Raw genomic sequence first — 23,191 nt, 5'->3', positions numbered from 1 at the left:
TTAGATAGATGAGAATATAAAGGCTGGTTGATATACCAGCCTTTTCTTTTTAAAGGAGATAATTATGTATTTGAAATATCTGTTATTGCTAATAACTATCTTTATTGTGGCATGTAATTCTGAACAACAGGAAAAACTGGAAGAAAAATCTACAGTTGCAACAAGTGAAAAATCGGTTACTGAACCTGAAGTGCAATCGACAGAAGGAAATGAGCCATCGAGTGAAAACTTAAAAGAGCAATTATTAAATAGTAAATTGGGCTTGAAAAAGCCAAGTATGAAATCATTAACTATAAATAATGAAAGGTTAAGAGTGACTGACGCTAAATTGCTTAAAGGCACGCAAGTTTATAATAAGATGATCCGCCAAACAGGTACGGTTAAAGGCACTATAGTGATAGTGACAACAGAACTTGATAAATATCAGTCACAGCTTAAGTCGTTACCTGTCTCTGAAATAGCCAAGCAAACTTATAGAATTGATGCTACTAGCCTGGATAATTTAAATGAGTTTTATCGCGAGTTACTTGCTATGGATTGGATAAAGCAGGTTGAGCTGGAAATTGATTACAGTGGTCCAGCACCCGGCGATAAGCGTGAAACTAAATAGCGGTCCACAAGATTTTGTGCAAATGATAAAAACAAAAAAGCGAGCGCTAAAAATTAGCACTCGCTTTGAGTTAATCGTTGACGTTAGTTGCTTTAGTTGTAATTAAGCCGCTACGTTTGTACTTTCAAAGATTTTATCGGCAGAAGCAGCAACAAAACCGGAATAAAGTTCACCATTAGCTAATGGGTAACGCTTGGCAAATTCATAGAAGCATGAAGGGATTTCAGCTGCGGTATCGGAAAACTCAACGGTGACTTTATCTGCCATCGTCGATGATTGCTCAAGTTTCACTGATTGGTCACCTTTGATTTCGCCGCCGGTAGTATTCAATGAGAAACCCGCGTCTTTTAATGCAGTGTTAACATCTTCTAAGTGCTCAAAGTTCACTAAGTGGTTTACGCTAACAGTAAAGTGGTTAGCACGATAGCCCCAGGCTGCAAGCCAAGCAGCATACTCACTTTCTGCTAATAGAGTTTGATAATCCTCAAAGCTTACTTGCCATTGTTTACCGGCATATAAGAAGCTTGGCTCGGCAATGACTTGCTCATCAATTTGCGCGACTAGTTTACGGATGATTTGTTGTGCTTGAGCAGAGAATTCTTCTACTAATAATTCACTGATGAACACTTTAGGCAGGTTAGTATCGGCATGTTCAAAGTGCTTGGCATAAAGTTTTTTCGCTTCAAAATGGTACTCACCGCATTCCTTGTAACCTAAGTTAAGTAAATGTTGAGCAAGCTTTTCAATATTCACTTTTTCCAAGTTGAATGTGCGATAGGCGACATGATCGTTAATCACATCATGACCTGAGTTATCGGCTCCCAATAACTGGTGAATATTTTTTGCTGAAGGAGTTACCTGGATATAGTTTTCCCAGATGTTTTCAAATAGTGATTTTACTTGTGTACTCATAGTTCATTCCTACTTACGACAATTAATAAACAACATAAATAAATTAATTAATACCAGTTAGCATAAATATTTAGTCTATTAGCGAGAATTTAATAGCTTATAGGCAAGGCATTGGTTGCAAAGAATGGTTACTCCCTTGTTAAAATCAATAACGCTGCATATAAGTCATTAAAACTCGCCCTTCGGGAACTCAGGAACAACATGATAACTACACAATATTTCCTTAATGTAGAATCACTATATAAGTGAAAATCTTGTTTGTTCTAATGCCGTTCCTGTAGTTCTAAGTGGTTAAATATTTGTGCTAACTGGTATAAGGCAATGGCGAGCTTAGGTGTGGAGTTTTAAAATTTACAACGAAGACTAACCATTGCAAGCAATGGTTATATTTGATCAATGCTCTTAAAGAAGCCGGGTTTAAATCCGGCGATAAGAGCGGCTAATTTTCTCAGCAAGGTTGCCATATTATTTAATGGTTAATCCAGGCGATAAGTTTTCAGGTAAGCTCATTTTCTCAGCTTCTACTGATGCAACAGGAAATGCACAGTAATCTGCCGCATAATAAGCACTGGCTCTATGGTTACCACTGTCACCAATACCACCAAATGGCGCAGCACTACTGGCACCAGTAATAGGCTTATTCCAGTTAACGATACCGGCACGAATACGCTTAAAAAAGTGCTGATAGTCCGCTTCACTGTCGGCTAATAAGCCAGCAGATAAACCAAAGGCTGTGTTGTTACCTTCATCAATCGCTTGATCAAAATCTTGATAGCGGTATATTTTTAATAACGGGCCAAAATGTTCTTCATCTGGCATCTCCGTAATTTCTGTAACATCAATAATACCTGGCGTCACAAAACCTGTACCCGCTTCTTTATGAGTTAATGGTAATAATGATTTACCGCCTAAGGCAACTAACTGCGCTTGTGCGGCAACTAAGCCTAAGGCTGCTCTCTCAGAGATCATTGAACCGATAAATGGTTGCTCTTGATCATCATAATAGCCAATTTTAATTGCCTTAGTTGACGCAACTAATTTTTCAATAAGGGCATCGCCCTGTTCACCTTGCTCGATAAATAAGCGACGAGCACAAGTACAGCGTTGACCGGTAGTGATAAAGGCTGATTGAATAATATCGTGTACTGCTGCATCCACATCAGTGATGCCTTTGACGATTAACGGGTTATTACCGCCCATTTCAAGCGCAAGGATCTTACCCGGTTGACCACCAAATTGCTCATGCAGGAATTTACCTGTGGTTGAGCTACCAGTGAAGAATAAACCGTCAATTTGTGGGTGATTCGCCAATGCTTTACCCGTTTCAACTTCACCTTGTACCAAGTTAATGACACCTGCTGGTAAGCCAGCTTGTTGCCATAATTTTAATGTTTGCTCTGCAACTAATGGCGTTAATTCACTTGGCTTGAATACTAAAGTATTACCAGCGATTAGTGCCGGTACTATATGGCCATTAGGTAAATGTCCTGGGAAGTTATATGGACCGAATACCGCAACAACGCCGTGAGGCTTATGGCGGATAAACGCTTTTGCGCCCGGCATTGGGTTTTCCACAGTGCCAGTACGTTCGTGGTAGGCTTTAATTGAGATAGCAATTTTACCTATCATGGCGCCTACTTCAGTGCGGGTTTCCCATAACGGCTTACCGGTTTCCTGTGCAATAGTCGTTGCTAATGCTTCTTTATTGTCCGTTAGCTGTTGGGCAAAGCGTTCGGTTAACGCAATACGCTGTTCTAGTGAAGTATTTGACCAGCTTTCAAAAGCCGTACGGGCACTTTTTATTGCCGCATCTACTTGTTCTGCTGTGGCGCTTTTACCTTGCCAGATCACTTCGTTCTTGGCAGGGTTTAACGAACTGATTTCGTTACCATGACCAGCTTGCCACTCGTTATTAATAAGTTGAATTGGGTGCGTCATAAATTCTTTCCTCATTGCATTAACATATCGGTTAAGTCTTACTTAATTGACTATGTTGAATGACTAATTAGTTTCGGATCAGTCGGATCCAGTCACCATCGTTAACATTTAATGCGTCAGCAGCTTCCCGGCTGAGTACCGCCTGATTGGCTGTTTCACGCAATAATAACGAGGTTTGAATTGCTCTAAAACCAGCCACTTCGGTGTTACAAACGATATAGTTTTCACTTGATGTTACATCACCAATTAACACCTGACATTTTTGACTTTCTTTAATTGATTTTATCGCATGAGTTTGCGCTTCAACTGTAGGACCTGCGTCAAAAATATCGACATAACCTCGGCGGCAGAAGCCTTCCGCTTCTAGCAGTCTTAATGCCGGCACTGTTTTTTCATGCACTTTGTTAATCACTTGCTGGGCATCTTGGCTCAATAAATTAACGTAAATTGGATATTTAGGCATTAATTCGGCGATAAATACTTTTTTGCCAATGCCGGTTAAATAATCCGCAGTTGGAAAGTCCATGGAAAAGAAGTGTTCTTCAAGCCAGTTCCAAAATGGAGAGCGACCATTTTCGTCTGATACTCCACGCATTTCAGCGATCACTGTTTGGGCAAAACGCTCTAAATGTTCAGCGATAAATAAAAACCGGATACGTGATAAAAAGCGACCATTATTGTTTTTGCGATGGCTTTCACTTAAAAATAAGGTACAGATCTCAGTTGTGCCAGTATAGTCATTACATAGGGATAAGGTTTCAACGGTATTGTAAATGTTTAACTCACGTGAATTATGAACAACCTTACCTAAGTGATAATGATAAAAAGCGTCATCTAAGCCGACGGCTGCTTCTATACCACTAGTACCAACGACTTTACCTGTTTCAGTATCTTCCATTACGAAGAGGTAGCCTTCGTCACCCGGCTGAGTCACTTGCTTGTTAAATGAGGTTTCCGCTTTGTTGATGCGTTGCTGTAATAATTCTTCATTGACAGGGAGCGATGTAAAACCGTGTCCTGATTCTACCGCAATGCGATGGAGTGAATCATAATCGCTTTGCTGAATAGGGCGTATAATAATCATAATGTGTTCTCAATGATAAAAGTAGCATTGATGCTATTAGCATAAATGCTACTCATATGAATTTAAGCGTTAACTATGCTAGCAACAGCTTTTTCGAATCGTGCTAAACCTTCAGTGATATCTTCATTTGGAATAACTAACGACGGTGCAAAACGGACAATATTGGCGCCAGCAACTAAGGTCATAACACCTTCTGTCATTGCTGCGTTTAGGAAGTCTTTTGCACGACCTTGATAGCTTTCGTTTAATACCGCACCGATTAATAAGCCTTTACCACGAATTTCGCCAAAGACATTATATTTCTCATTAATTGCATTTAAGCCTGCGATATATAATTTCGCTTTTTCTTTTACGCCATTAAGTAATGTCGCGTCGTTAACGGTATCAAATGCTGCTTCTGCTACTGCACAAGCTAATGGGTTACCACCGTAGGTGCTACCGTGAGTACCAATTTTTAAATGCTTGGCAATTTCAGTCGTTGTTAACATCGCGCCAATTGGGAAACCGCCGCCTAAAGCTTTTGCTGTGGTTAAAATGTCAGGTGTTACGCCAAGATCCATATACGCATATAATGCACCTAAACGGCCAACGCCTGTTTGTACTTCATCAAATACTAATAACGCATTGTGTTGGTCACATAATTCACGTACACCTTTAACAAATTCAGGTGTTGGTGAAACGATACCACCTTCACCTTGTAATGGTTCCATCACAATGGCACAGGTTTTATCTGAAATGAGTGCTTTAACGCTTTCTAAATTGTTGTATTCAGCGTGAACAACATCACCAGGTTTTGGACCAAAACCGTCAGAATAAGCGGCTTGACCACCGACAGTAACGGTAAAGAATGTACGGCCGTGGAATCCTTGTTTAAAAGCGATGATTTGCGTTTTTTCTGCACCGTGAACATCTAATGCCCAACGACGAGCAAGTTTTAATGCTGCTTCATTTGATTCAGCCCCAGAGTTAGCGAAATAAACTTTCTCAGCAAAAGTACTGTCAGTTAATTTTTTCGCTAAACGTAAAGCCGGTTCGTTGGTCATGACATTTGATAAGTGCCAGATTTTATCCGCTTGGTCTTTTAATGCACCAACTAATGCCGGATGACAATGACCTAAACAGTTAACAGCAATACCGCCAGCAAAGTCGACATATTCACGATTTTCTTGATCCCAAACGCGTGAACCTTGACCACGAACAGGGATCACTGCTGATGGTGCATAGTTAGGAACCATAACCTCGTCAAATAATGCGCGGTTAACTGATAGTTGATTAGACATTGTTTACTCCTCTTTAGTGGGAATTCTATTGTTACTCGATGTAAATTCATCTTTGTTGATGGATGAATTGTTCATCAATTAAGCAAAAGTTCGCTCGACTTTGTTGAGCTTTCTATCGCAACGAAGTCATATTATAGTTGAATAATTGGTAGGCATTATGACAGAAAAAAAGCGCTCTGTCTTGTTTTAGATCCTCTAAAAGCCTTGTAAAATAAGGGGTTGAGGTGTTTTATTCAGTTATATTGCATAACTATAATTTATTAGTCGTTAGACAATATTTCGCCAGCTATAGCCGCTGTTAGCGGCTAAAATAGAAAAAGGGCGTTTACTGCCCTTTAATAAATAATCATAAATTTTTTCGATAAATTTAACTAAAATTGAGCTTAATATGGTCAATATCGTTCGATTGCAACTTTTTCAGCTCTTGCGACGATAGCCGCACCAGTTTGAATAATTGCTTGGTTTCGCTGGCGCTGATCAACTCTTCTTTCGCTAAATTACGTTGCATAATATAGGCTTTAACTTTAATCACCAGCTGTGCGATAGTTGACATCTTATCCAGATCGGTAATATAAGCAATATCAAACAAAGGTTCGGTTATCGGCAGGCGATCAAAGCGCATAAGTTCTACCATATCCGCGGTAATTTTGCTGCTACGTTCAATTAGTTGTTCATGCAGTAATTCTGGAGACATCTCAATACCGGTTAAGGTGTCATGCAAGCGTTTATCTTTGTCGAGATAAGCTTGTTTTAATGCATCCTTATGCATGTCATTAAAGGTTTGAAAAAAGCAGCGTGCGACCGCAAATATGCCGATATTACTGAACATGCCGGCGGTAAAGGCACTAAAGCTATCTATATCGCTATCTTTTGCTAATAATTGGCAGCCTAAAGCAATAGCAACTGAATCGTTCCATATCTTACGTTTCATTATGACAAATGGGGCGGTATTCACCGGTAGCCAATGCTTTAGCATAAAAGTTGGCATCACCAGCTTGAGGTTTTCAAGACCAACATAACTTAATGCGAGATTGCCATCAGTGACTTGGACATCCGCTCTTTTGCGATACTGAGGTTTATTGACTAGCTTGATCAATTCGTCAGCTAACCAGGGGAGCGAATTTACCAGCGGAGCAATGCGATTTATCGATGCCGCTTTTAAGGTTAAAATTTCCATGATCGCTGGTGCGGTATCTTCAATACCTAAGATATTGTGATAAAGGGCTGTGTGATCATCAAACTCGTTATTTATCTTTGCGCTAACCTTGCTATAAAACTTCGCCATGGTTTGTGATTTAAAATGAGCCTGGCCATAGGCTTCTACGATGCGGGCTTGCTTGGCTTGTTCTTCTACCGCTAATAGTTCCCGGCGACGATGCTCTTGTTCACTATTTTGTTTATCGATAGAGGAATAAGGCTTTCCTGCAGGATCGGCGAAATCTTTACTAAAAGATAAACTCATAGCGCGATGATAAATGGGGGTAATGCTGTCGTTTTCTTCAAATATCTGCATTTGTTCTAATTATAATATGGATTTTCGGATTCACTTTTTATATCGGCATGTTAGGGTTAATTATTAACATAGTCGGCATATTGAGTAATGAAGTTATTAAGTAATTGTAAGCCTTGCTCTGTTAATACTGATTCAGGATGAAACTGTACACTGGCAATCGGCAAGCTTTTATGGGCTAGTGCCATAATTTCCCGCTCTTTACTTTCACTGCTTTCACACCAGGCGGTAACAGCTAATTCATCCGGCAAGCTGGCATTGTCTACAATGAGAGAATGATAGCGAGTTACCTTTAGTGGATTATTGAGCTCGCTAAAAATAGACTGGCTTTGATGTTGCACCATGCTGGTTTTACCATGCATGACTTTTTCAGCTTTGATCACTTGAGCACCAAAATGCTCGGCAATGCATTGATGTCCTAAACAGACACCGAGTATTGGAATTTCTCCAGCAAACTTTTTGAGCACGGCAAGTGAAATTCCCGCTTGTTGCGGATCACATGGCCCAGGTGATATCACAATATATTGTGGTGCCAATGCGCTAATTTGCGTCAAGCTGATTTGATCATTACGGTAAACCTCAACATCCTGGCCTAAACTACGAAAGTAGTGTACTAGGTTATAGGTAAAAGAGTCGTAATTGTCGATCATTAATAACACGAATGGCGCCTTAGATAGCTACTAGATTAAACGCCGCTATTCTAAAGCCAGTGAGCCGACAATTCATCATTTATTTTGACAGCGCTCAGAGATAAGAAAAATAAAAGGTCAAATTCAACTCGGCCTTTTATTTTTCGAGGATTATCGCTCTATTTAAAATTGAGCAAAAGTTGCAGTCAGAGCTTACTGTACCTGTGCCTAATTTATCGGCATTGTAGCTGGCATATTTTACCCGCAGGCCATATTTTTTGCGATCTTGCATAATGCAGCTCAGTCTGATTTTGTTGCTTAAGGTTGTAACAACAATACACTGAATGGGGATGCGATCGAACCAGTGTTAATTTTAATTGGGTTAACAGCTCTAACAACTTAAAACCGTTGCTGAAAAGCAAACAGTTGCGCTTGTGCTTGCATTAAGGTGACAGGTAAAAAACTGACGGTTTCGCCGGGGCGTTTTTGACTGAGGCGAAACAAGTCGGTTTGGATAACGTTACCGAGCACTGGGTAGCCGCCAATAGTTTGCCGGTCTTTCATTAATACTATTGGTTGCCCGTCGCTCGGACATTGAATGGTGCCGTAACATACCGGTTTTGATAAGTTACTGCTATGCTCACCAAGTTCCAGCGCGCTGCCTTTTAAGCGATAACCCATGCGATTACTCTGTGCGCTAATGTGGTAATGCTGCTTGATAAATTGTGCTTGTTTAAGTTCAGTTAAATTAAGCCACAGCTGACTGGGTAAAAATCTCAAAGTTAAATGACCTGGCTGATGAAAATGCCAAGGCAAGCGTTTTCGGTGCGACAAGTTTTTTTCGGCTCTTACTTTGCTGTTAGCAAAGGTTAACTGTTTACCTCGGGTTATCACAGGTTCTGCAAAGCCTAATAGCAATTCATTACATGCCTGACTAGCACTGTTTAACCACTGTTTACACTGAAAACCACCAGCAACAGCCAAGTAAGTATGTAGTTGCTGTTTAGGAGTATCTAACGTTAACGTTTCACCTGCGTTGAGTTGATAACGCTTATTATTAGTAATGCCTTGGTTATTAGAGATAGCCTCATTTTTTGCTACACCTATCTGCGCGCGGCAATCGGCACCAGTTAAGACAAAAGTACAGCTTGTATCTGTGGTGAGTGTTATTTGCCCTAAGGTGATTTCAAGTGCCGGAGTGTTTTTAGGGTTTGCGAGCAGCTGATTGGCTAAACAGTAGCTGTATTCATCGGCGGCGCCACTAGCGCTAAAGCCAAGATGTTGCGCTTCATTGCGTCCTAAGTCTTGTAATGTCGCGCTGCCTTTTAGCTGAGTTATGGTGAGGGTGCTCACAGCTTCCCTCCTAGCTCAATAAATGTCGACCGTTCAATTGGGATGAATTTAACCATATCCCCGACATTGATGGTTGGGCTGAAGTCATTGTTACTTACCTGATACATCTCGATAGGTGTTTTACCGATAATATGCCAGCCACCAGGGCTGACATTTGGGTAAACAGCGGTTTGTTGCTCGGCAATGGCAACAGCACCTTTGGCAATGGCCAAACGTGGTGTTTGCTTTCTTGGAAGTACTAGTTCTTTTGCTAAACTGCCGAGGTAGCAAAAACCGGGGGTAAAACCTAAGGCATAAGCGCGATACAAGCGTTGGCTATGTAACTCGATTACCGCAGTTGTTGTCTGCTTACTTTCTCTAGCAACATCTTTAAGATCTAGCGCTACTTCATCGCCGTAATAGACTGGGATCTCTATGATGCTGTTGCTATCAGGGTGAAAGTCATTATTTTTTGGAGCACTATTCCAAAGTTCCAGTATCTGCTGGTTAAGTGAATCAGTGCTGATTTTATCAAAGTAATAATAGAGCAATAGTGAGTTATAACTAATCACTGTTTCAGCGATATATTGAGGAAAGTCGCTATTAAGTTGCTGTGCCAAATTTACTATTTGTTGATGTTGCACAGGGCAGATCTTTTCTGGCCAGGTGATCAACAGCGTGTTTTCACTGGCGGGGAAGATATTGATGGCAGCAGCATTGTCACTCATTGAGCCAGTCACTTATAGTTTTCACTAAATTAACCGCTGCTTTATTATCGCCGTGTACACATAAGGTATCAACGTTAAGGACAAGTTTCTGCTGATTCACTGAACTTAACTGCTGGTTTTGTACTAATGCTTTCACCCTGGCTAATACTTGCTGGCTATCAATAAGTACGGCGTTTGCTTCGTTGCGCGGTATTAACAAGCCATTGTCTTGGTAACCCCGATCAGCGAATGCTTCAAATTTGAGTGTTAGCTGATATTGCTGTGCAATGGCTTGATGCTCTTGGTTGTCAGGATGAGCCTGTATCACTAGCGCAAGAGAATTATCAAGCAATGCGATGGCCTGACAAACGGTGTGTAAAATCTCAGGTTTTGCCATCATATCATTATAGAGTGCTCCGTGAGGCTTGACGTAGCTCACGGAAGTGCCTTGTGCCTGACAAATGGCTTGTAAGGCGCCAATTTGATATTGCAGGCAAGCAATTAATTGCGCTTTAGGCAATGTCATTGACATTCGACCAAAGTTTTCTCTGTCAGGATAACTTGGATGTGCGCCAATTGTGACGTTATGCTGACAAGCCAGTGTTACTGTGGTTTGCATCGTCAGTGGATCTGAGGCATGAAAGCCACAGGCAATATTGGCCTGATCAATATAAGGCATGATCAGCGCATCTTGATTGCTATCGCCGGTTAATTCTCCTAAATCACAATTGAGTGTTAACATAGTTCCTCATTTACAAACCTTTAATCGACTGTAACAACAATATCCGATTGTGGAATACAGCTACAGGCAAGAATATAGCCTTGTTTTTTCTCTTCGTCGGTCAAACCATCATTTGCTAGTTGTTTAACTTCACCGCTTTGTAGTTTCATTTTACAACTGCCACACATACCGCCTCTGCAAGAATAGGGTAGCACTAATCCGGCGGATTCGCCCTGATCCAATATCGGCTCTTCCGTATTGCCTTTATAATAAGTATCCCAGGAGTCAAATAAAATCCCCACTTTTTTCACTGTTTTTTCGGCTTGTTGTTCCGGATTTTTTCGTATACCAAAACTTTCAAAATGAAACTGCTGCTTCGGTAATCCCAGAGCCATTAACAGTGATTTTGCTTGTTCGCGAAATGCCAGGGGACCACAAACTAACACTTCACGGTTGAGCAATGATGGGATATTGCTGAGCATCTTTTGTGAGAGCCGTCCTTGATAGTCCGTCCATTGCGGTGGTGCGGAGCGAGTTAAGGTAAAGTCTAACCGGCAGTTGCCGTGTTGGCGCGCGAGCGTGTTAATTTCGTCAATGGCAATCAAATCTTTTTCGCTGTGGGCGCTATGGAAAAATGCGACATCGTTTTTAATACCTAGATCAACCAGCGCGCGTAACATCGATAGCATAGGAGTAATACCACTACCAGCAGATAACATTAGCAACTTTGCTGGGTCTATTGCACTAAGATGGAACTGACCACGAGGCTGCTCGGCAACTAATCTATCACCGACTTTAAAGTGATCATGTAAATAGTTAGAAACTATGCCAGGTTGCTGATAATCGCTGACGCGTTTTACTGTAATACTTATCAGGTTTGGTCTTGTTGGGCTTGATGATAAGGTATAATTTCGCAGGACAGTTTTGTCATTAATGTTTAGAGATATTGGCAAATGTTGCCCGGCAATATAATTGATGCTCTGATGATTGCCCGTTTGTAGCCAGAATGTTTTGACATCATGGGTTTCATCGATGATTTTTACGCACTCAACCGGGAATGTCGGTGTTTGTATTGCACTTAGTGGTAAGTTATTGCTTTGAGTAAGGAGTTGTTTTTGCTTAAGTGCCGCCGGAGTTTGACTGATAAATATCGGTGGCGTTTGTTGTGCCAATACTTCGATGCTGTCACCTTGATTAATTTGCCCCTGATTTAGAGCAATCAGGTTTTGACCAAACATGACATCGCCTTTTTCTACCTGACGGTATTGTTTTAAAGTGGCCAATGGTTGCTGTTCGGGATGTTTTTTCCCTGTAAGTGGGTTTACGGTGGTAAAAATACAGCGACTACAGGATTTCACTACTTCAAAGGTGACGTCACCGATGCGGATTTTTTTCCAGCTATCTTCAGCAAACGCCAGAGTATTGCCGGCAACAATGTTCGGTCGAAACTGTGCCATAGTAACTGTGTCATCGCCCAAGCGTTGGTTTAACTCATTCAGCGATGCCTGTGAAATTAACAGTAAAGGGTAACCGTCAGCAAAACTGACTTGTTGGTCACTGTTTTTGACAGTACGTGAAGATGCTTCTCCAAAAAAGTACAACTGACAATTTCGGGCTAAATATTTACTGAACCAGGTATCGTAGTGTTGATGACAGTGTTGTCCGCTGATCAGATCTTTCCACACCACAACGTCGGAATAATGTGATGAAAACTCGCTATAGTTAATGATTAATGGCGGCATGTTGGGCGCGGTTAAGATCATACCAGAGGCGGTTAAACTTGCTTGGATCAGGCAAATGCTGGGTTCAGTGCGGGCAGTGATAAATTGGCCGTTAGTGTCGGTTATCACAAAGCGGCGATCAAAGCTTAAGCCAAATTGATCGATCCAGGTGTTCGATACTTCAATGCCAGCACTGGATTTAATTGGATAAATGTGGAGGGAAGAAACTGCAGCTGTGGTCATTAAAAGTCCTTTTGTTTGTTGAAAGTTATAGCGAAGTGAAAAGTTAAATTATCTCGCCTTTAGCATGCCATTTTGACTGATGTTAAGGTATATTGTCAGCAATTTTATCATAAATAAAAAGATGTTATGCATATTCATATTTTAGGTATTTGCGGAACCTTTATGGGAGGGATCGCCGCCATTGCTAAACAATTAGGTCATCGTGTTTCTGGTTGCGACGCTAATGTTTATCCACCGATGAGTACCCAGCTTGAGCGATTAGGCATTGAACTTAATCAAGGTTATTTAGTGGAGCATTTAGCGGATGAACCTGACTTGGTGATTATCGGTAATGCGATGTCACGTGGTAATCCGTTAGTTGAATATGTGTTAGAACGAAACATTAATTATACTTCTGGTCCTCAGTGGTTATTAGAAAATGTCTTGAAAGATCGCTGGGTGCTGGCAGTTTCCGGCACGCATGGTAAAACTACTACCAGTTCCATGCTCACTTGGATTTTGGAATATGCCGGGATGAAACCTGGTTTTTTAATTGGTGGTGTACCACAAAACTTTGACTGCTCTGCGCGTTTGGGTGATGCGCCGTTTTTTGTTATTGAAGCGGATGAATACGATACGGCATTTTTTGATAAGCGTTCTAAATTTGTTCATTACCGCCCCCGTACTTTAGTGATCAATAACCTGGAATTTGATCATGCTGATATTTTTAGTGATATTAGTGATATTCAACGCCAGTTCCATCATTTAGTGCGCATGGTGCCGAGTAATGGTTTGATTATTCATCCACAAAGTGAGCAAGCGATCACTGACACGCTAGAGCAAGGTTGCTGGACACCGATAGAGCAGAGTGTCACTGAAGTTGAACCATTAGCCGGCTGGCATGCAGAGAAACTAGTCGCTGATGGCAGTGAGTTTGTTGTTCGTTTTAAAGGTCAGGAGCAAGGCATTGTGAAATGGCATTTAATCGGTGATTTTAATATCGATAATGCCTTGATGGCGATTGCTGCTGCTCGTCATGCCGGTGTGCCGACGAAAGTGGCAATTGAAGCGTTGGCTGAGTTTGTTAATACTAAACGTCGATTAGAACTGCGTGGGGAAGTTGCTGGCATTAAGGTGTTTGATGATTTTGCTCATCATCCGACAGCAATAAGCAAAACACTGGCTGCGCTGCGTGCTAATGTCGGCAATGATAAGCGAGTGATTGCGGTATTAGAACCTAGATCAAATACCATGAAATCTGGTGTCCATAAAGACACCTTAGCGCAATCACTGCAACAGGCTGATTTAGTATTTGTTTATCAGGGCGAGCAAGTGCAATGGTCGGTGGATGCGTTGATTGATGATTGTCAGCAACCTTGTATCGTCAGTGATAATTTGCCACAGTTTATTGAGCAAGTTGTCCAAGCGACTCAGCCAGATGATACAATTGTTGTGATGAGTAATGGTGGCTTTGGTGGCATTCATCAGAAGTTATTAACGCAATTAGCGAATAAATCGTTAGCTAGCCACAACGATTAACCAAATTAGTGAAACAGAGTAGACATTCATGAGTGAATTTAAGCAAAAAATCACAGTTGCTGTTACCGGTGCATCGGGTTCTTTATATGCATTACGATTAATAGAGTGTCTGTTGGCGGCTAATGTACAAGTGTATTTATTATGCTCAAGTGCCGCGCGAGTGGTGTTTGATACTGAAGTCGGCTTAAAACTACCGAGCGCGCCGGAAAAAATTTCTCAGTTGTTAACTGAAAAATTTAACGCTAAGCCCGAGCAAATCATTGCTTATGGTAAAGAGCAGTGGTTTTCACCTGTTGCTTCAGGCTCAGCTGCACCGAAAAAGATGGTGGTCTGTCCTTGTTCAACCGGCACTCTGGCGGCGATCAGTCAGGGCATGAGTGATAATCTGATTGAACGTGCCGCTGATGTGGTATTAAAAGAACGTGGTCAGTTGATTCTGGTGCCAAGGGAAACGCCGTTTTCTACTATACATTTACAGAATATGTTAACGCTGTCGCAAATGGGAGCGACCATTATGCCGGCGGCACCTGGTTTTTATCATAACCCTGAATCGATTAATGATTTAGTGGATTTTATTGTCGGCCGTTTACTCGATCATCTTGAGATTGAGCAAAGTATCATGCCGCGTTGGGGTTATGTAAAGTAGCTTATTGAATATTGAGTGCGGAATAAATTATATCCTTGATACCTGTTGCTAGCTAAACAAGCAAGACGCTGCAAGTCTGCCTTGGGAGCTCAACACCAGCATCCATGATGGTGATGCTTGCCATTATTACCATAGCAACAGGTTTATTAATCAATGAATTAAATTAATTGCCATTGCTTAGTAGGGATTAAATAAAACGGAAAGGGGTAGCGTTATTAGCGCTACCCCTTTCTTCTGACCGATTCGTTGACGACTCTTCCCAGCTATAACTTCATATGTAAAATCGGAAATGGTTTTCCCATATCATCAAGCGGTGAACGTGATACGACTTTAAATCCCAAGTGCTGATAAAAACCAGCGGCTAACGGATTTTGTTCGTTAACATCCACTTTAGTGACCTTAAGCTCATTAAGGGCATATTGCATTAATTTTGAACCTAAGCCCTGGCCACGGACTTCGTTTAATACGAATAACATTTCTACCTTATCTTCATGAACACCAAGAAACGCTTGTATCGCCCCTTGTTCGTTCTTCAGACACTTTAATGTTACCGCAGGAAACGCCTGCTCGATAATTATCGGCTTAAAAAACTCAATATCTTTTTCTGTTATAAAGTCATGAGTTGCTCGGACTGAATTTTCCCAAACGGCTAGCAATTCCGCATAGTCGCTGGGAAGCACATTTTCTACAATCATATTGTTCTCTAGGTTTATAAAGATTAATCGTTGCCATGTGCAGCCGCGAGCGTGGATTTTAGCAAGTCGGTACTAGGTTGTATAGTGTAGGTGATGGTGGGCTTAAGAGAGTTGTTTGTATATATCCAAGCCTGATTTAACATCAATTGTCACAGTGATAGTAAAGTTGAACTTTTGTTGATTAGAACACTCTACTTGTGTGAAAAGAATTTTACACAAGTACTAAATCAGGCAATAAAAAAGCCTTACAAATGTAAGGCCTGAAATGCTCGCTGTATGGTCTAGTTTAACTAGCTTCTTATTAATTTTGTTTTGTTATTATTATTGTTTTCCGTTAGCGCGGGACAATTTATAGCAAACGGATTTTCCCTATGCAACAACTTTATTAGAGCATTTATACCACGATTTTATTCGTATATTAGCGTAAAAAACAAACGTTATAAAATTGTTAAAACTAAGTGCATGATAGCTAAAGGGCTTCTGGGTATTTCTGCCAATTGCATCTTTTATATTTTTGATGCTTTTGATTTAGAACATAGATCAAAAAAATTGTCAGTGATAGAATGCGCGCACTTGATTTAATGGATACTTCTTAATGACTGAATTAAAAAACGACACATATTTACGCGCTTTGTTACGACAACCGGTAGATTATACTCCGGTATGGATGATGAGACAGGCGGGCCGTTATTTACCTGAATATAAAGCGACACGTAAAGATGCTGGCGATTTTATGTCGTTATGTCGAAATACCGAGTTAGCGACCGAAGTAACCATTCAGCCATTACGCCGTTTTCCATTAGACGCAGCAATATTATTCAGCGATATTTTAACCATTCCTGATGCGATGGGCTTAGGTTTATATTTTGAAACTGGTGAAGGGCCGAAGTTTGAACGGCCAATTACCTGTAAAGCCGATGTTGATAAAATAGGTTTGCCGGATCCAGAAGGCGAATTGCAATATGTGATGAATGCGGTGCGTTCTATTCGTAAAGAGCTAAAAGGTCAGGTGCCATTAATTGGTTTTTCCGGTAGTCCGTGGACATTAGCGACCTATATGGTTGAAGGTGGTAGCTCAAAAGCATTTACCAAAATTAAAAAAATGATGTATGCCGAGCCACAAACTTTGCATCTATTATTGGATAAGCTGGCAGATTCTGTCATTAGTTATCTTAATGCACAAATCGCCGCTGGTGCACAATCTGTGATGGTGTTTGATACTTGGGGCGGGGTGTTATCGCCGCGTGATTACAAAGATTTTTCATTGCAATATATGGCGAAAATCGTTGATGGACTCACCCGTGAAAATGATGGTCGTAAAGTGCCTGTCACTTTATTTACTAAAAATGGCGGCATGTGGCTAGAAGATATTGCCGCAACTGGTTGTGACGGTGTTGGTTTAGATTGGACTATAGATATTGAAAATGCCAAAGCGCGTGTTGGTGATAAAGTGGCTTTGCAGGGAAATATGGACCCATCAATGCTTTATGCACCGAAAGAAAGAATCGAACAAGAAGTTGCTACTATATTGAATGGTTATGGTGATACAGGTACGGGTCATGTCTTTAACTTAGGCCATGGTATCCATCCAGACGTAAACCCAGAGCATGCCGGGCACTTTATAGAAGCTGTGCATCGTTTGAGTAAGCCGTATCATAAGTAAATTTCGTTAGAGATAAAAATAGGAGCCGATAAGCTCCTATTTTTTATTTGAAGGAATATTAATTCTTAATTTTTTGATAATACACACGAAATGCCGGCTGCCAACTACTACCTTTATCATCCGTTTTATCAATATATAGCCAGCGATTGTTAGCTTTAAGCTCTAATGTCAGCCTAAAGCCTCGCCATGTATTCGGTCCAATGGGGAAAAATGTTTCAGCGTCAAGGTTATCAAGCACAAGTTGGTTATCAATTATTTTGCCTTGATATAAATCCATAATGCCCCATACATCGTCGATAGCTGCTTTGCGAAAGACATCTCGATATTGATCATAGCTGATATATGTTTGCATATGAAAGCCCTGTTTATCGATATCAATAGGCATTTCCTCTAACAACATGCCACGCTGTTTAAATGAGAATTCAACTAGCTTTGGCTTACCTTGTTGCCACGATTTACCGTTATCTTCGGTTATGTCGGTTCTTGCTAACCACTTACCAGATAAAATACTAAGTTTCTGCATCATGGCGAGAGGTTTTTCTGATACTTTAGGGAGATTACTTTCCGCGATTAGCTCAAAGGAAAACATAAAAGTAATTAGTGATAATATTTTTAATAATTTTTTCATAAGTATTTATATAATTAATTAAATATCATTGATGTTAGTCGCTTTGGTAAAAGAAATCTAAGCGCTCTGTCGTTTGGCTAATACCATCTAACGCATTTTAATTAGTAGAAAAGACAATATGAAAAGTGATTAAAACAATCTATTTAATCCATTTAACGCTGCAACCCTAAAGGCTTCTGCCATTGTTGGATAGTTAAAAGTTGTTTCAACAAAATATTCTATCGTGTTGCCACCGTTTTTTTGTTGCATGATTGCTTGACCGATATGAATGATCTCAGCGGCATTTTCGCCAAAACAGTGTATACCTAATATTTCTTTCGTTTCCCGGTGAAAGAGTATTTTTAATGAACCTACTAAGTTATTGGAAATTTGTGCCCGTGCTAGATGTTTAAACTGGGCACGTCCTACTTCATAGGGGATTTTTGCTTCCGTTAATTGTTGCTCGGTTTTACCTACTGAGCTGATTTCCGGAATAGTGTATATGCCGGTTGGAATATCAGTGATTAATTTGGCTTTGCTTTCGTTATTGAGCATGGCACCGGCACAGATGCGCCCTTGATCGAATGCCGCACTGGCAAGACTTGGGTAACCGATAACATCACCAACGGCATAGATGTTTTCTACTTCCGTTTGATAACAATCGTTTACTTTTAGTTGGCCCCGGCCATCGGCTTTTAATCCGGCGGCGGCTAACTCTAAGTCAGCGGTGTTTCCTGTACGACCATTTGCCCATAACAAGCAATCGGCTTTCATTTTCTTACCTGACTCTAAATGCACAATCACATGATCATCGCTGGCATCAACACTTTCGATCTGCTCACCATGGCGAATGACAACACCATTATTCCATAAGTGATAGCTCAATGAGTCTGACATTTCGTCATCAAGGAATGATAATAAGCGGTCACGCGTGTTCACTAAATCTACTTTAACGCCTAAGCCTCTAAATATTGATGCATACTCACTACCAATAACGCCTGCGCCATAGATAATGACGTGACGCGGAGCATGGCTGAGTTCTAAAATACTATCTGAGTCATAAATACGAGGATGGTTAAAGTCAATTTCAGCCGGACGATAAGGACGAGAGCCGGTGGCAATGACGATTTGCTTGGCAGTAATTTTATCGACCGAGCCGTCATGTCTTAAGATACGAATAGTGTGTGCATCAACAAACGAAGCTTCACCCAAATAATGCTCAACTCGGTTACGGTTATAAAAACCACTACGTAAATCCACTTGCTTGCGAATAACCGCTGAGGCATGACTCAGAATATCTTGAAAAGTTAAATGTTTAGCATCGGCACCTGCGTTAAATAGTGGGTTAGAATTGTATTCGATCAAACGACTGACCGATTGACGTAACGCTTTTGATGGAATAGTGCCCCAATGAGTACAGCCACCACCGACTTTGCTATAACGCTCGATAATTGCAACGCGTTTATCTTTTTTCGCTAAGTTCATTGCCCCGCCTTCACCACCAGGGCCTGTGCCGATGATTATTGCGTCAAAGTCATACGATGGGTTTTGCTCTGTTTTACTTGATGATGATGCTGGTTTAGCCAAAGATAGCGCCTCAATTCCTGCCTAAAGATATCAAAAATTTTAGCAGGAATTGTGCGAATGGTAACTAATAAATTATTGTTTACGCGAGTTTTTCAATGAAAAACTGCCAACTTCGACGTTGTTCGGTCAAGCGTTGTTTCAACTCTTGGTATTGTGACATCATTTCTGATTTCTCAACGTCAGCAATTAATTGATCGCGTTTCGTGGTAAGTAACGCTTTTTTAATCGCGTAGTAATCATTAATTTTATGAATTAATGCATCATATTCGTGTTGTAAGCGCTCCAGTAATTGCTCGGCATTTGGATGGTTGCTGAGTTTTTGCTGGCTGCGTTTTAAGATCATCGCCAAACGCGCTTTTTCTATCTTATCTTCTGGGCTGGTTCTAAGCTTGTCGGTCAATCCCAAGTAGTGACAGCTTTTGATCAACCATTTTGTCGGATCAAATTGCCACCAACGAATACCATTGCGATAGTCGTTTTCAAAGATATGATGGAAGTTATGATAGCCTTCACCAAATGTTAATAACGCTAAAAAGCCGTTATCACGTGCGGTGTTTTTTTCGGTATAGGTTTGTTTACCCCAAATATGCGCCAGTGAATTAATGAAAAAAGTGGTGTGATGGCTCAATACCAAGCGTAAAACACCGACAAGTAATAAACTGCTGATAATATCGCCATGCCACCAACCAAATAGTAGTGGGATACCAAAGTTTAAGCTCACGGTAAGTAACAAATAGTGTTTATGTTGCCACATTACAATGGCGTCTTTTTGCAAGTCTCTAACATTATCGTAATTAGTGTAACGGTGCACTTGATATTCCCTCAGCATCCAGCCGATATGCGAATACCAAAAGCCACGTTTAGCTGAATAAGGGTCAACATCATTATTATCGACATGCTTATGATGAATTCTGTGATCTGATGACCAATGTAGTATGCTATTTTGCAGGGCAAAAGCACCGCCAAGGGCATAGATGATACGTAATGACCAATGTGCTTGATAAGTTTTGTGAGACCAGAGGCGATGATATCCGGCAGTAATTGACATACCGCAATAGATAAAACAGGCAACTGCCATTAAAATTTCTGTGCTATCAAAGCCATGAGTGATTGCGCGATAAGGCACCGCTATTGCGGCAAATAAGAATGTCAGTAAAAACACACTGACGTTAAGCCAGATGATCTTAGGTTTTTTCATGAAAGATCCTGAGATTAGTAATTGAATAATAAGTTTCAGTGAACAGTTGTACGCTATTTTAGTTTTCGTACCAGCTGAGTCAAGCAAAAATTGGTGACTGATTTGTTACAAATGTATGCTAGAGCTTTAAACTAGCATTCCATAATTATTTCAGTATCATATAAATAGTGAATCATTCGATCCTCTTTGGAATAAGCTAGATGGCCGGTATTAGAGCGCAACAAAAAGAAAAAACACGTCGCCAGTTGATTGATGCTGCGTTAGGGCAGTTAAGCAGTGAGCGGAGTTTTTCCAGTTTGAGTTTAAGGGAAGTAGCAAAAGAAGCGGGGCTAGCACCAACGTCTTTTTATCGCCATTTTTCTGATATGGATGAGCTCGGGTTAACTCTGGTCGATGAGGCTGGCTTAACTTTACGTCAGTTAATGCGTCAGGCGCGTCAGCGCATTGAAAAAGGTGGTTCTGTTATTCAAATCTCGGTGCGTACCTTTATGGAATTTATTGAAAATAACGGCAATATATTTCGCTTATTGTTGCGTGAGCGTTCAGGAACCTCGGCAGCATTTCGTGCCGCAGTTAACCGGGAAATCAGTTATTTCACCCTGGAGCTTTGTGATTATTTGCAACAAGCAAATCGACTAGATGCTGAAGTGGCTTATTTACAGGCAAATGCAGCCGTTACTATCGTGTTTAGTGCTGGTTCTGATGCTTTAGATGCCGATAAAAAAGAACGGGAACAGCTTGCTTATCGCACCATTCAACAATTACGATTTATCGCTCGCGGTGCAATGGAAATGGCGCAACGTAAAGCCACGAACAATTAACGGCGCGTTAAAATTACACCCGTTTCAATATGATGGGTGTAAGGGAATTGATCAAATAATGCCGTTTTGACAATTCGATGGGTTTTAACCAGAGTTTTCAGGTTATCTTTTAATGTTTCTGGATTACAGGAAATATAAATAATATCGTTAAAGCGACTCACTAACTCCACACTGTCGGGATCTAATCCGGCGCGCGGAGGATCAACTAAAACAGTTTCATAGTTATAACTGGTCAGATCAAAGTTTTCTAATCGGCGAAATTGTCTTTCGCCATTCATCGCCTGGCTGAACTCTTCACTCGACATTCGAATAATATCAATATTGTCGATGTTGTTGTCGGCAATATTGGTTTGTGCAGACTTTACTGAGGTTTTTGATATTTCAGTACCTAATACCCGGTCAAAATTTTGTGCCAGTGCAATACTGAAATTACCGTTACCGCAATAAAGTTCGACTAAATCGCCGCCTTTATTATTTGTTGCTTGTTGCGCCCAAAGTAACATTTGTTCGTTAACTTTGGCATTGGGTTGGGTAAAACTATTTTCTACTTGTTGATACTTATATTGTTTATCACCAACGGTAAGCACTTCAGTGACATAGTCTTGCTCAAGTATTAGCTTTTGCTTTTTAGCTCGGCCAATAATATTAACTGGACAAATAGCGGATAATTGCTTTTTCAACCACAGAGCCTGTTGTTGCCATTCTTCGTTAAGCTGCTTGTGATAAAGCAAGCTGATCACCGCTTCACCACTTAAAGTTGTGAGAAAGTCGACTTGAAACAGTCGTTCTCTGAGCGTTTGTTGATCGTGAATAGTTGCTAATAAGGCGCTCATCAATTGATTGACCAGCTTACTGGCCACAGGAAAATGTTCCACCTTATATTTCTGTTTGCTTTTTTGATCAAACATTATGTAGTAGAGGTCGTCACCATCATGCCATACGCGAAACTCGGCACGCTGACGATAATGTAAAGGTGCTGAACGATAAAGTTCAAAGTCAGGTATTTTTAGTTCTGCAAATAATGTTGCCATATCCTGCTGTTTAGCAGACAACTGCTGTTCATAATGCTCGGGATTGATATGACTAAACATAAAGAGAACCTTTTATAAATAAATGCCGAAGTAGAAAGGGCGCGATTCTATCGTTCAACGCAACTTTGTCTAGTGCTATTTTAGAATATCTTACCTATATTGTCTTTTACTGATGTCAGTGCAATGTGAGTCTGGTGTATTACGTAGTCTTGTTATTTAATGCGTTAAAATAAAAAAACCGCAGTAATGCGGTTTTTATTTGGGTTAATGAAAGCGCTAAGATTCATCGTCCGATTTTTCTGGACGCTCTTTTGCTTCACGTACTTTTAATGTCCTTTGTTGAAATTCTGAGTCATTTAACTTTTGAATCGCATTATCTGCATCAGACGCTGACATTTCAACAAAACCAAAGCCACGTCTTTTACCTGTGTGCTTATCTTTCATTAAACGTACCGAGTGAACATTACCGTGTTCTGAGAATAACGCCCTAACTGCTCCTTCATTTGCGCGATAAGGTAAGTTACCGACATAAAGAGTTTTGACTTCTGTATTAGCGTCTGTATCTGCATCAGTAGCACCGAAAAATGCGGGAATAAGTGCTGATACAAACATTAATACCGCAACAAGAGCTGGAGTTAATTGAACAGAACCAGCAATAAAAAAGCCAATTACTGCTAATACAAGCGCAATTATTATTGTTATACCTTGGGGAAATTTCATATGAATACCTAAATTTTT

The 23,191-nt window shown here is 40.6% G+C and carries 21 protein-coding genes; 5 read left to right on the top strand and 16 right to left on the bottom strand.

Annotated elements, in window-relative coordinates; translation table 11 throughout:
- Positions 1–64 precede the first annotated feature (64 nt).
- Positions 65–610: a hypothetical protein gene (locus tag QQK06_RS06910; protein ID WP_284243931.1), complete on the top strand. Its 546-nt coding sequence runs from the start codon at positions 65–67 to the stop codon at positions 608–610.
- A 102-nt stretch (positions 611–712) separates the two neighbouring features.
- On the opposite strand, the gene QQK06_RS06905 is transcribed toward QQK06_RS06910, so the two are convergent.
- The 10 genes from QQK06_RS06905 to QQK06_RS06860 form a co-directional block, all read right to left on the bottom strand.
- Positions 713–1,522 (bottom strand): DUF1338 domain-containing protein, encoded by an 810-nt coding sequence (locus tag QQK06_RS06905; protein ID WP_284243930.1) that lies wholly within the window; start codon positions 1,520–1,522, stop codon positions 713–715.
- Positions 1,523–1,987: 465 nt separating this feature from the next.
- Positions 1,988–3,460 (bottom strand): succinylglutamate-semialdehyde dehydrogenase, encoded by a 1,473-nt coding sequence (gene astD / locus QQK06_RS06900; protein ID WP_284243929.1) that lies wholly within the window; start codon positions 3,458–3,460, stop codon positions 1,988–1,990.
- 67 nt (positions 3,461–3,527) lie between these two features.
- Positions 3,528–4,544 carry an arginine N-succinyltransferase gene (astA, locus tag QQK06_RS06895; protein WP_284243928.1) on the bottom strand — a complete coding sequence of 339 codons (1,017 nt, stop codon included), beginning with the start codon at positions 4,542–4,544 and terminating at the stop codon, positions 3,528–3,530.
- 62 nt (positions 4,545–4,606) lie between these two features.
- Positions 4,607–5,824, bottom strand: a complete 1,218-nt coding sequence (locus tag QQK06_RS06890; protein WP_284243927.1) for an aspartate aminotransferase family protein — start codon at positions 5,822–5,824, stop codon at positions 4,607–4,609.
- A 367-nt stretch (positions 5,825–6,191) separates the two neighbouring features.
- Positions 6,192–7,337: an HDOD domain-containing protein gene (locus QQK06_RS06885; RefSeq protein WP_284243926.1), complete on the bottom strand. Its 1,146-nt coding sequence runs from the start codon at positions 7,335–7,337 to the stop codon at positions 6,192–6,194.
- Positions 7,338–7,393: 56 nt separating this feature from the next.
- A complete protein-coding gene (locus QQK06_RS06880; RefSeq protein WP_284243925.1) occupies positions 7,394–7,993 on the bottom strand; it encodes an anthranilate synthase component II in 600 nt (199 codons plus the stop codon).
- A gap of 369 nt (positions 7,994–8,362) precedes the next feature.
- On the bottom strand, positions 8,363–9,316 hold the full coding sequence (locus QQK06_RS06875; RefSeq protein ID WP_284243924.1) for a 5-oxoprolinase subunit C family protein: 954 nt from the start codon (positions 9,314–9,316) through the stop codon (positions 8,363–8,365).
- Positions 9,313–10,023: a 5-oxoprolinase subunit PxpB gene (pxpB, locus tag QQK06_RS06870; RefSeq protein WP_284243923.1), complete on the bottom strand. Its 711-nt coding sequence runs from the start codon at positions 10,021–10,023 to the stop codon at positions 9,313–9,315. Before pxpB ends, QQK06_RS06875 begins: the two co-directional genes overlap by 4 nt.
- The gene (locus tag QQK06_RS06865) at positions 10,016–10,744 is read right to left on the bottom strand and encodes a 5-oxoprolinase subunit PxpA (protein WP_284243922.1); all 729 of its coding nucleotides are present in this window, start codon (positions 10,742–10,744) and stop codon (positions 10,016–10,018) included. Before QQK06_RS06865 ends, pxpB begins: the two co-directional genes overlap by 8 nt.
- Positions 10,745–10,764: 20 nt before the next feature.
- A complete protein-coding gene (locus QQK06_RS06860) occupies positions 10,765–12,687 on the bottom strand; it encodes a hybrid-cluster NAD(P)-dependent oxidoreductase (protein ID WP_284243921.1) in 1,923 nt (640 codons plus the stop codon).
- A gap of 126 nt (positions 12,688–12,813) precedes the next feature.
- Between QQK06_RS06860 and mpl the strand changes: the two genes are divergently transcribed.
- The gene (gene mpl / locus QQK06_RS06855; RefSeq protein WP_284243920.1) at positions 12,814–14,205 is read left to right on the top strand and encodes a UDP-N-acetylmuramate:L-alanyl-gamma-D-glutamyl-meso-diaminopimelate ligase; all 1,392 of its coding nucleotides are present in this window, start codon (positions 12,814–12,816) and stop codon (positions 14,203–14,205) included.
- A 28-nt stretch (positions 14,206–14,233) separates the two neighbouring features.
- Positions 14,234–14,851 (top strand): flavin prenyltransferase UbiX, encoded by a 618-nt coding sequence (locus QQK06_RS06850; RefSeq protein ID WP_284243919.1) that lies wholly within the window; start codon positions 14,234–14,236, stop codon positions 14,849–14,851.
- Between the two features lie 263 nt (positions 14,852–15,114).
- On the opposite strand, the gene QQK06_RS06845 is transcribed toward QQK06_RS06850, so the two are convergent.
- Positions 15,115–15,546, bottom strand: a complete 432-nt coding sequence (locus QQK06_RS06845; RefSeq protein WP_284243918.1) for a GNAT family N-acetyltransferase — start codon at positions 15,544–15,546, stop codon at positions 15,115–15,117.
- A gap of 595 nt (positions 15,547–16,141) precedes the next feature.
- On the opposite strand from QQK06_RS06845, the gene hemE reads away from it, so the two are divergent.
- On the top strand, positions 16,142–17,209 hold the full coding sequence (gene hemE, locus QQK06_RS06840; RefSeq protein ID WP_284243917.1) for a uroporphyrinogen decarboxylase: 1,068 nt from the start codon (positions 16,142–16,144) through the stop codon (positions 17,207–17,209).
- Positions 17,210–17,267: 58 nt separating this feature from the next.
- Here hemE and QQK06_RS06835 read toward each other — a convergent pair whose 3' ends face one another.
- From QQK06_RS06835 to QQK06_RS06825, 3 genes are all read right to left on the bottom strand, one after another.
- Positions 17,268–17,837: a hypothetical protein gene (locus QQK06_RS06835; protein WP_284243916.1), complete on the bottom strand. Its 570-nt coding sequence runs from the start codon at positions 17,835–17,837 to the stop codon at positions 17,268–17,270.
- A gap of 129 nt (positions 17,838–17,966) precedes the next feature.
- Positions 17,967–19,403 (bottom strand): Si-specific NAD(P)(+) transhydrogenase, encoded by a 1,437-nt coding sequence (sthA, locus tag QQK06_RS06830; protein WP_284243915.1) that lies wholly within the window; start codon positions 19,401–19,403, stop codon positions 17,967–17,969.
- 79 nt (positions 19,404–19,482) lie between these two features.
- The gene (locus QQK06_RS06825) at positions 19,483–20,601 is read right to left on the bottom strand and encodes a fatty acid desaturase (protein ID WP_284243914.1); all 1,119 of its coding nucleotides are present in this window, start codon (positions 20,599–20,601) and stop codon (positions 19,483–19,485) included.
- A gap of 200 nt (positions 20,602–20,801) precedes the next feature.
- Here QQK06_RS06825 and fabR point away from each other — a divergent pair, with 200 nt between their 5' ends.
- The gene (gene fabR, locus QQK06_RS06820; RefSeq protein WP_284243913.1) at positions 20,802–21,422 is read left to right on the top strand and encodes an HTH-type transcriptional repressor FabR; all 621 of its coding nucleotides are present in this window, start codon (positions 20,802–20,804) and stop codon (positions 21,420–21,422) included.
- On the opposite strand, the gene trmA is transcribed toward fabR, so the two are convergent.
- Positions 21,419–22,513 (bottom strand): tRNA (uridine(54)-C5)-methyltransferase TrmA, encoded by a 1,095-nt coding sequence (trmA, locus tag QQK06_RS06815; protein WP_284243912.1) that lies wholly within the window; start codon positions 22,511–22,513, stop codon positions 21,419–21,421. The two genes, fabR and trmA, sit on opposite strands and share 4 nt — an antisense overlap.
- Positions 22,514–22,729: 216 nt before the next feature.
- Positions 22,730–23,173, bottom strand: a complete 444-nt coding sequence (locus QQK06_RS06810) for an RNA recognition motif domain-containing protein (RefSeq protein ID WP_284243911.1) — start codon at positions 23,171–23,173, stop codon at positions 22,730–22,732.
- Positions 23,174–23,191: the final 18 nt, after the last annotated feature.

It is taken from the genome of Thalassotalea insulae, assembly GCF_030161395.1.
In the GTDB taxonomy this organism is placed as follows: domain Bacteria; phylum Pseudomonadota; class Gammaproteobacteria; order Enterobacterales; family Alteromonadaceae; genus Thalassotalea_E; species Thalassotalea_E insulae.
This window is presented reverse-complemented; position numbering and strand designations above follow the sequence as displayed.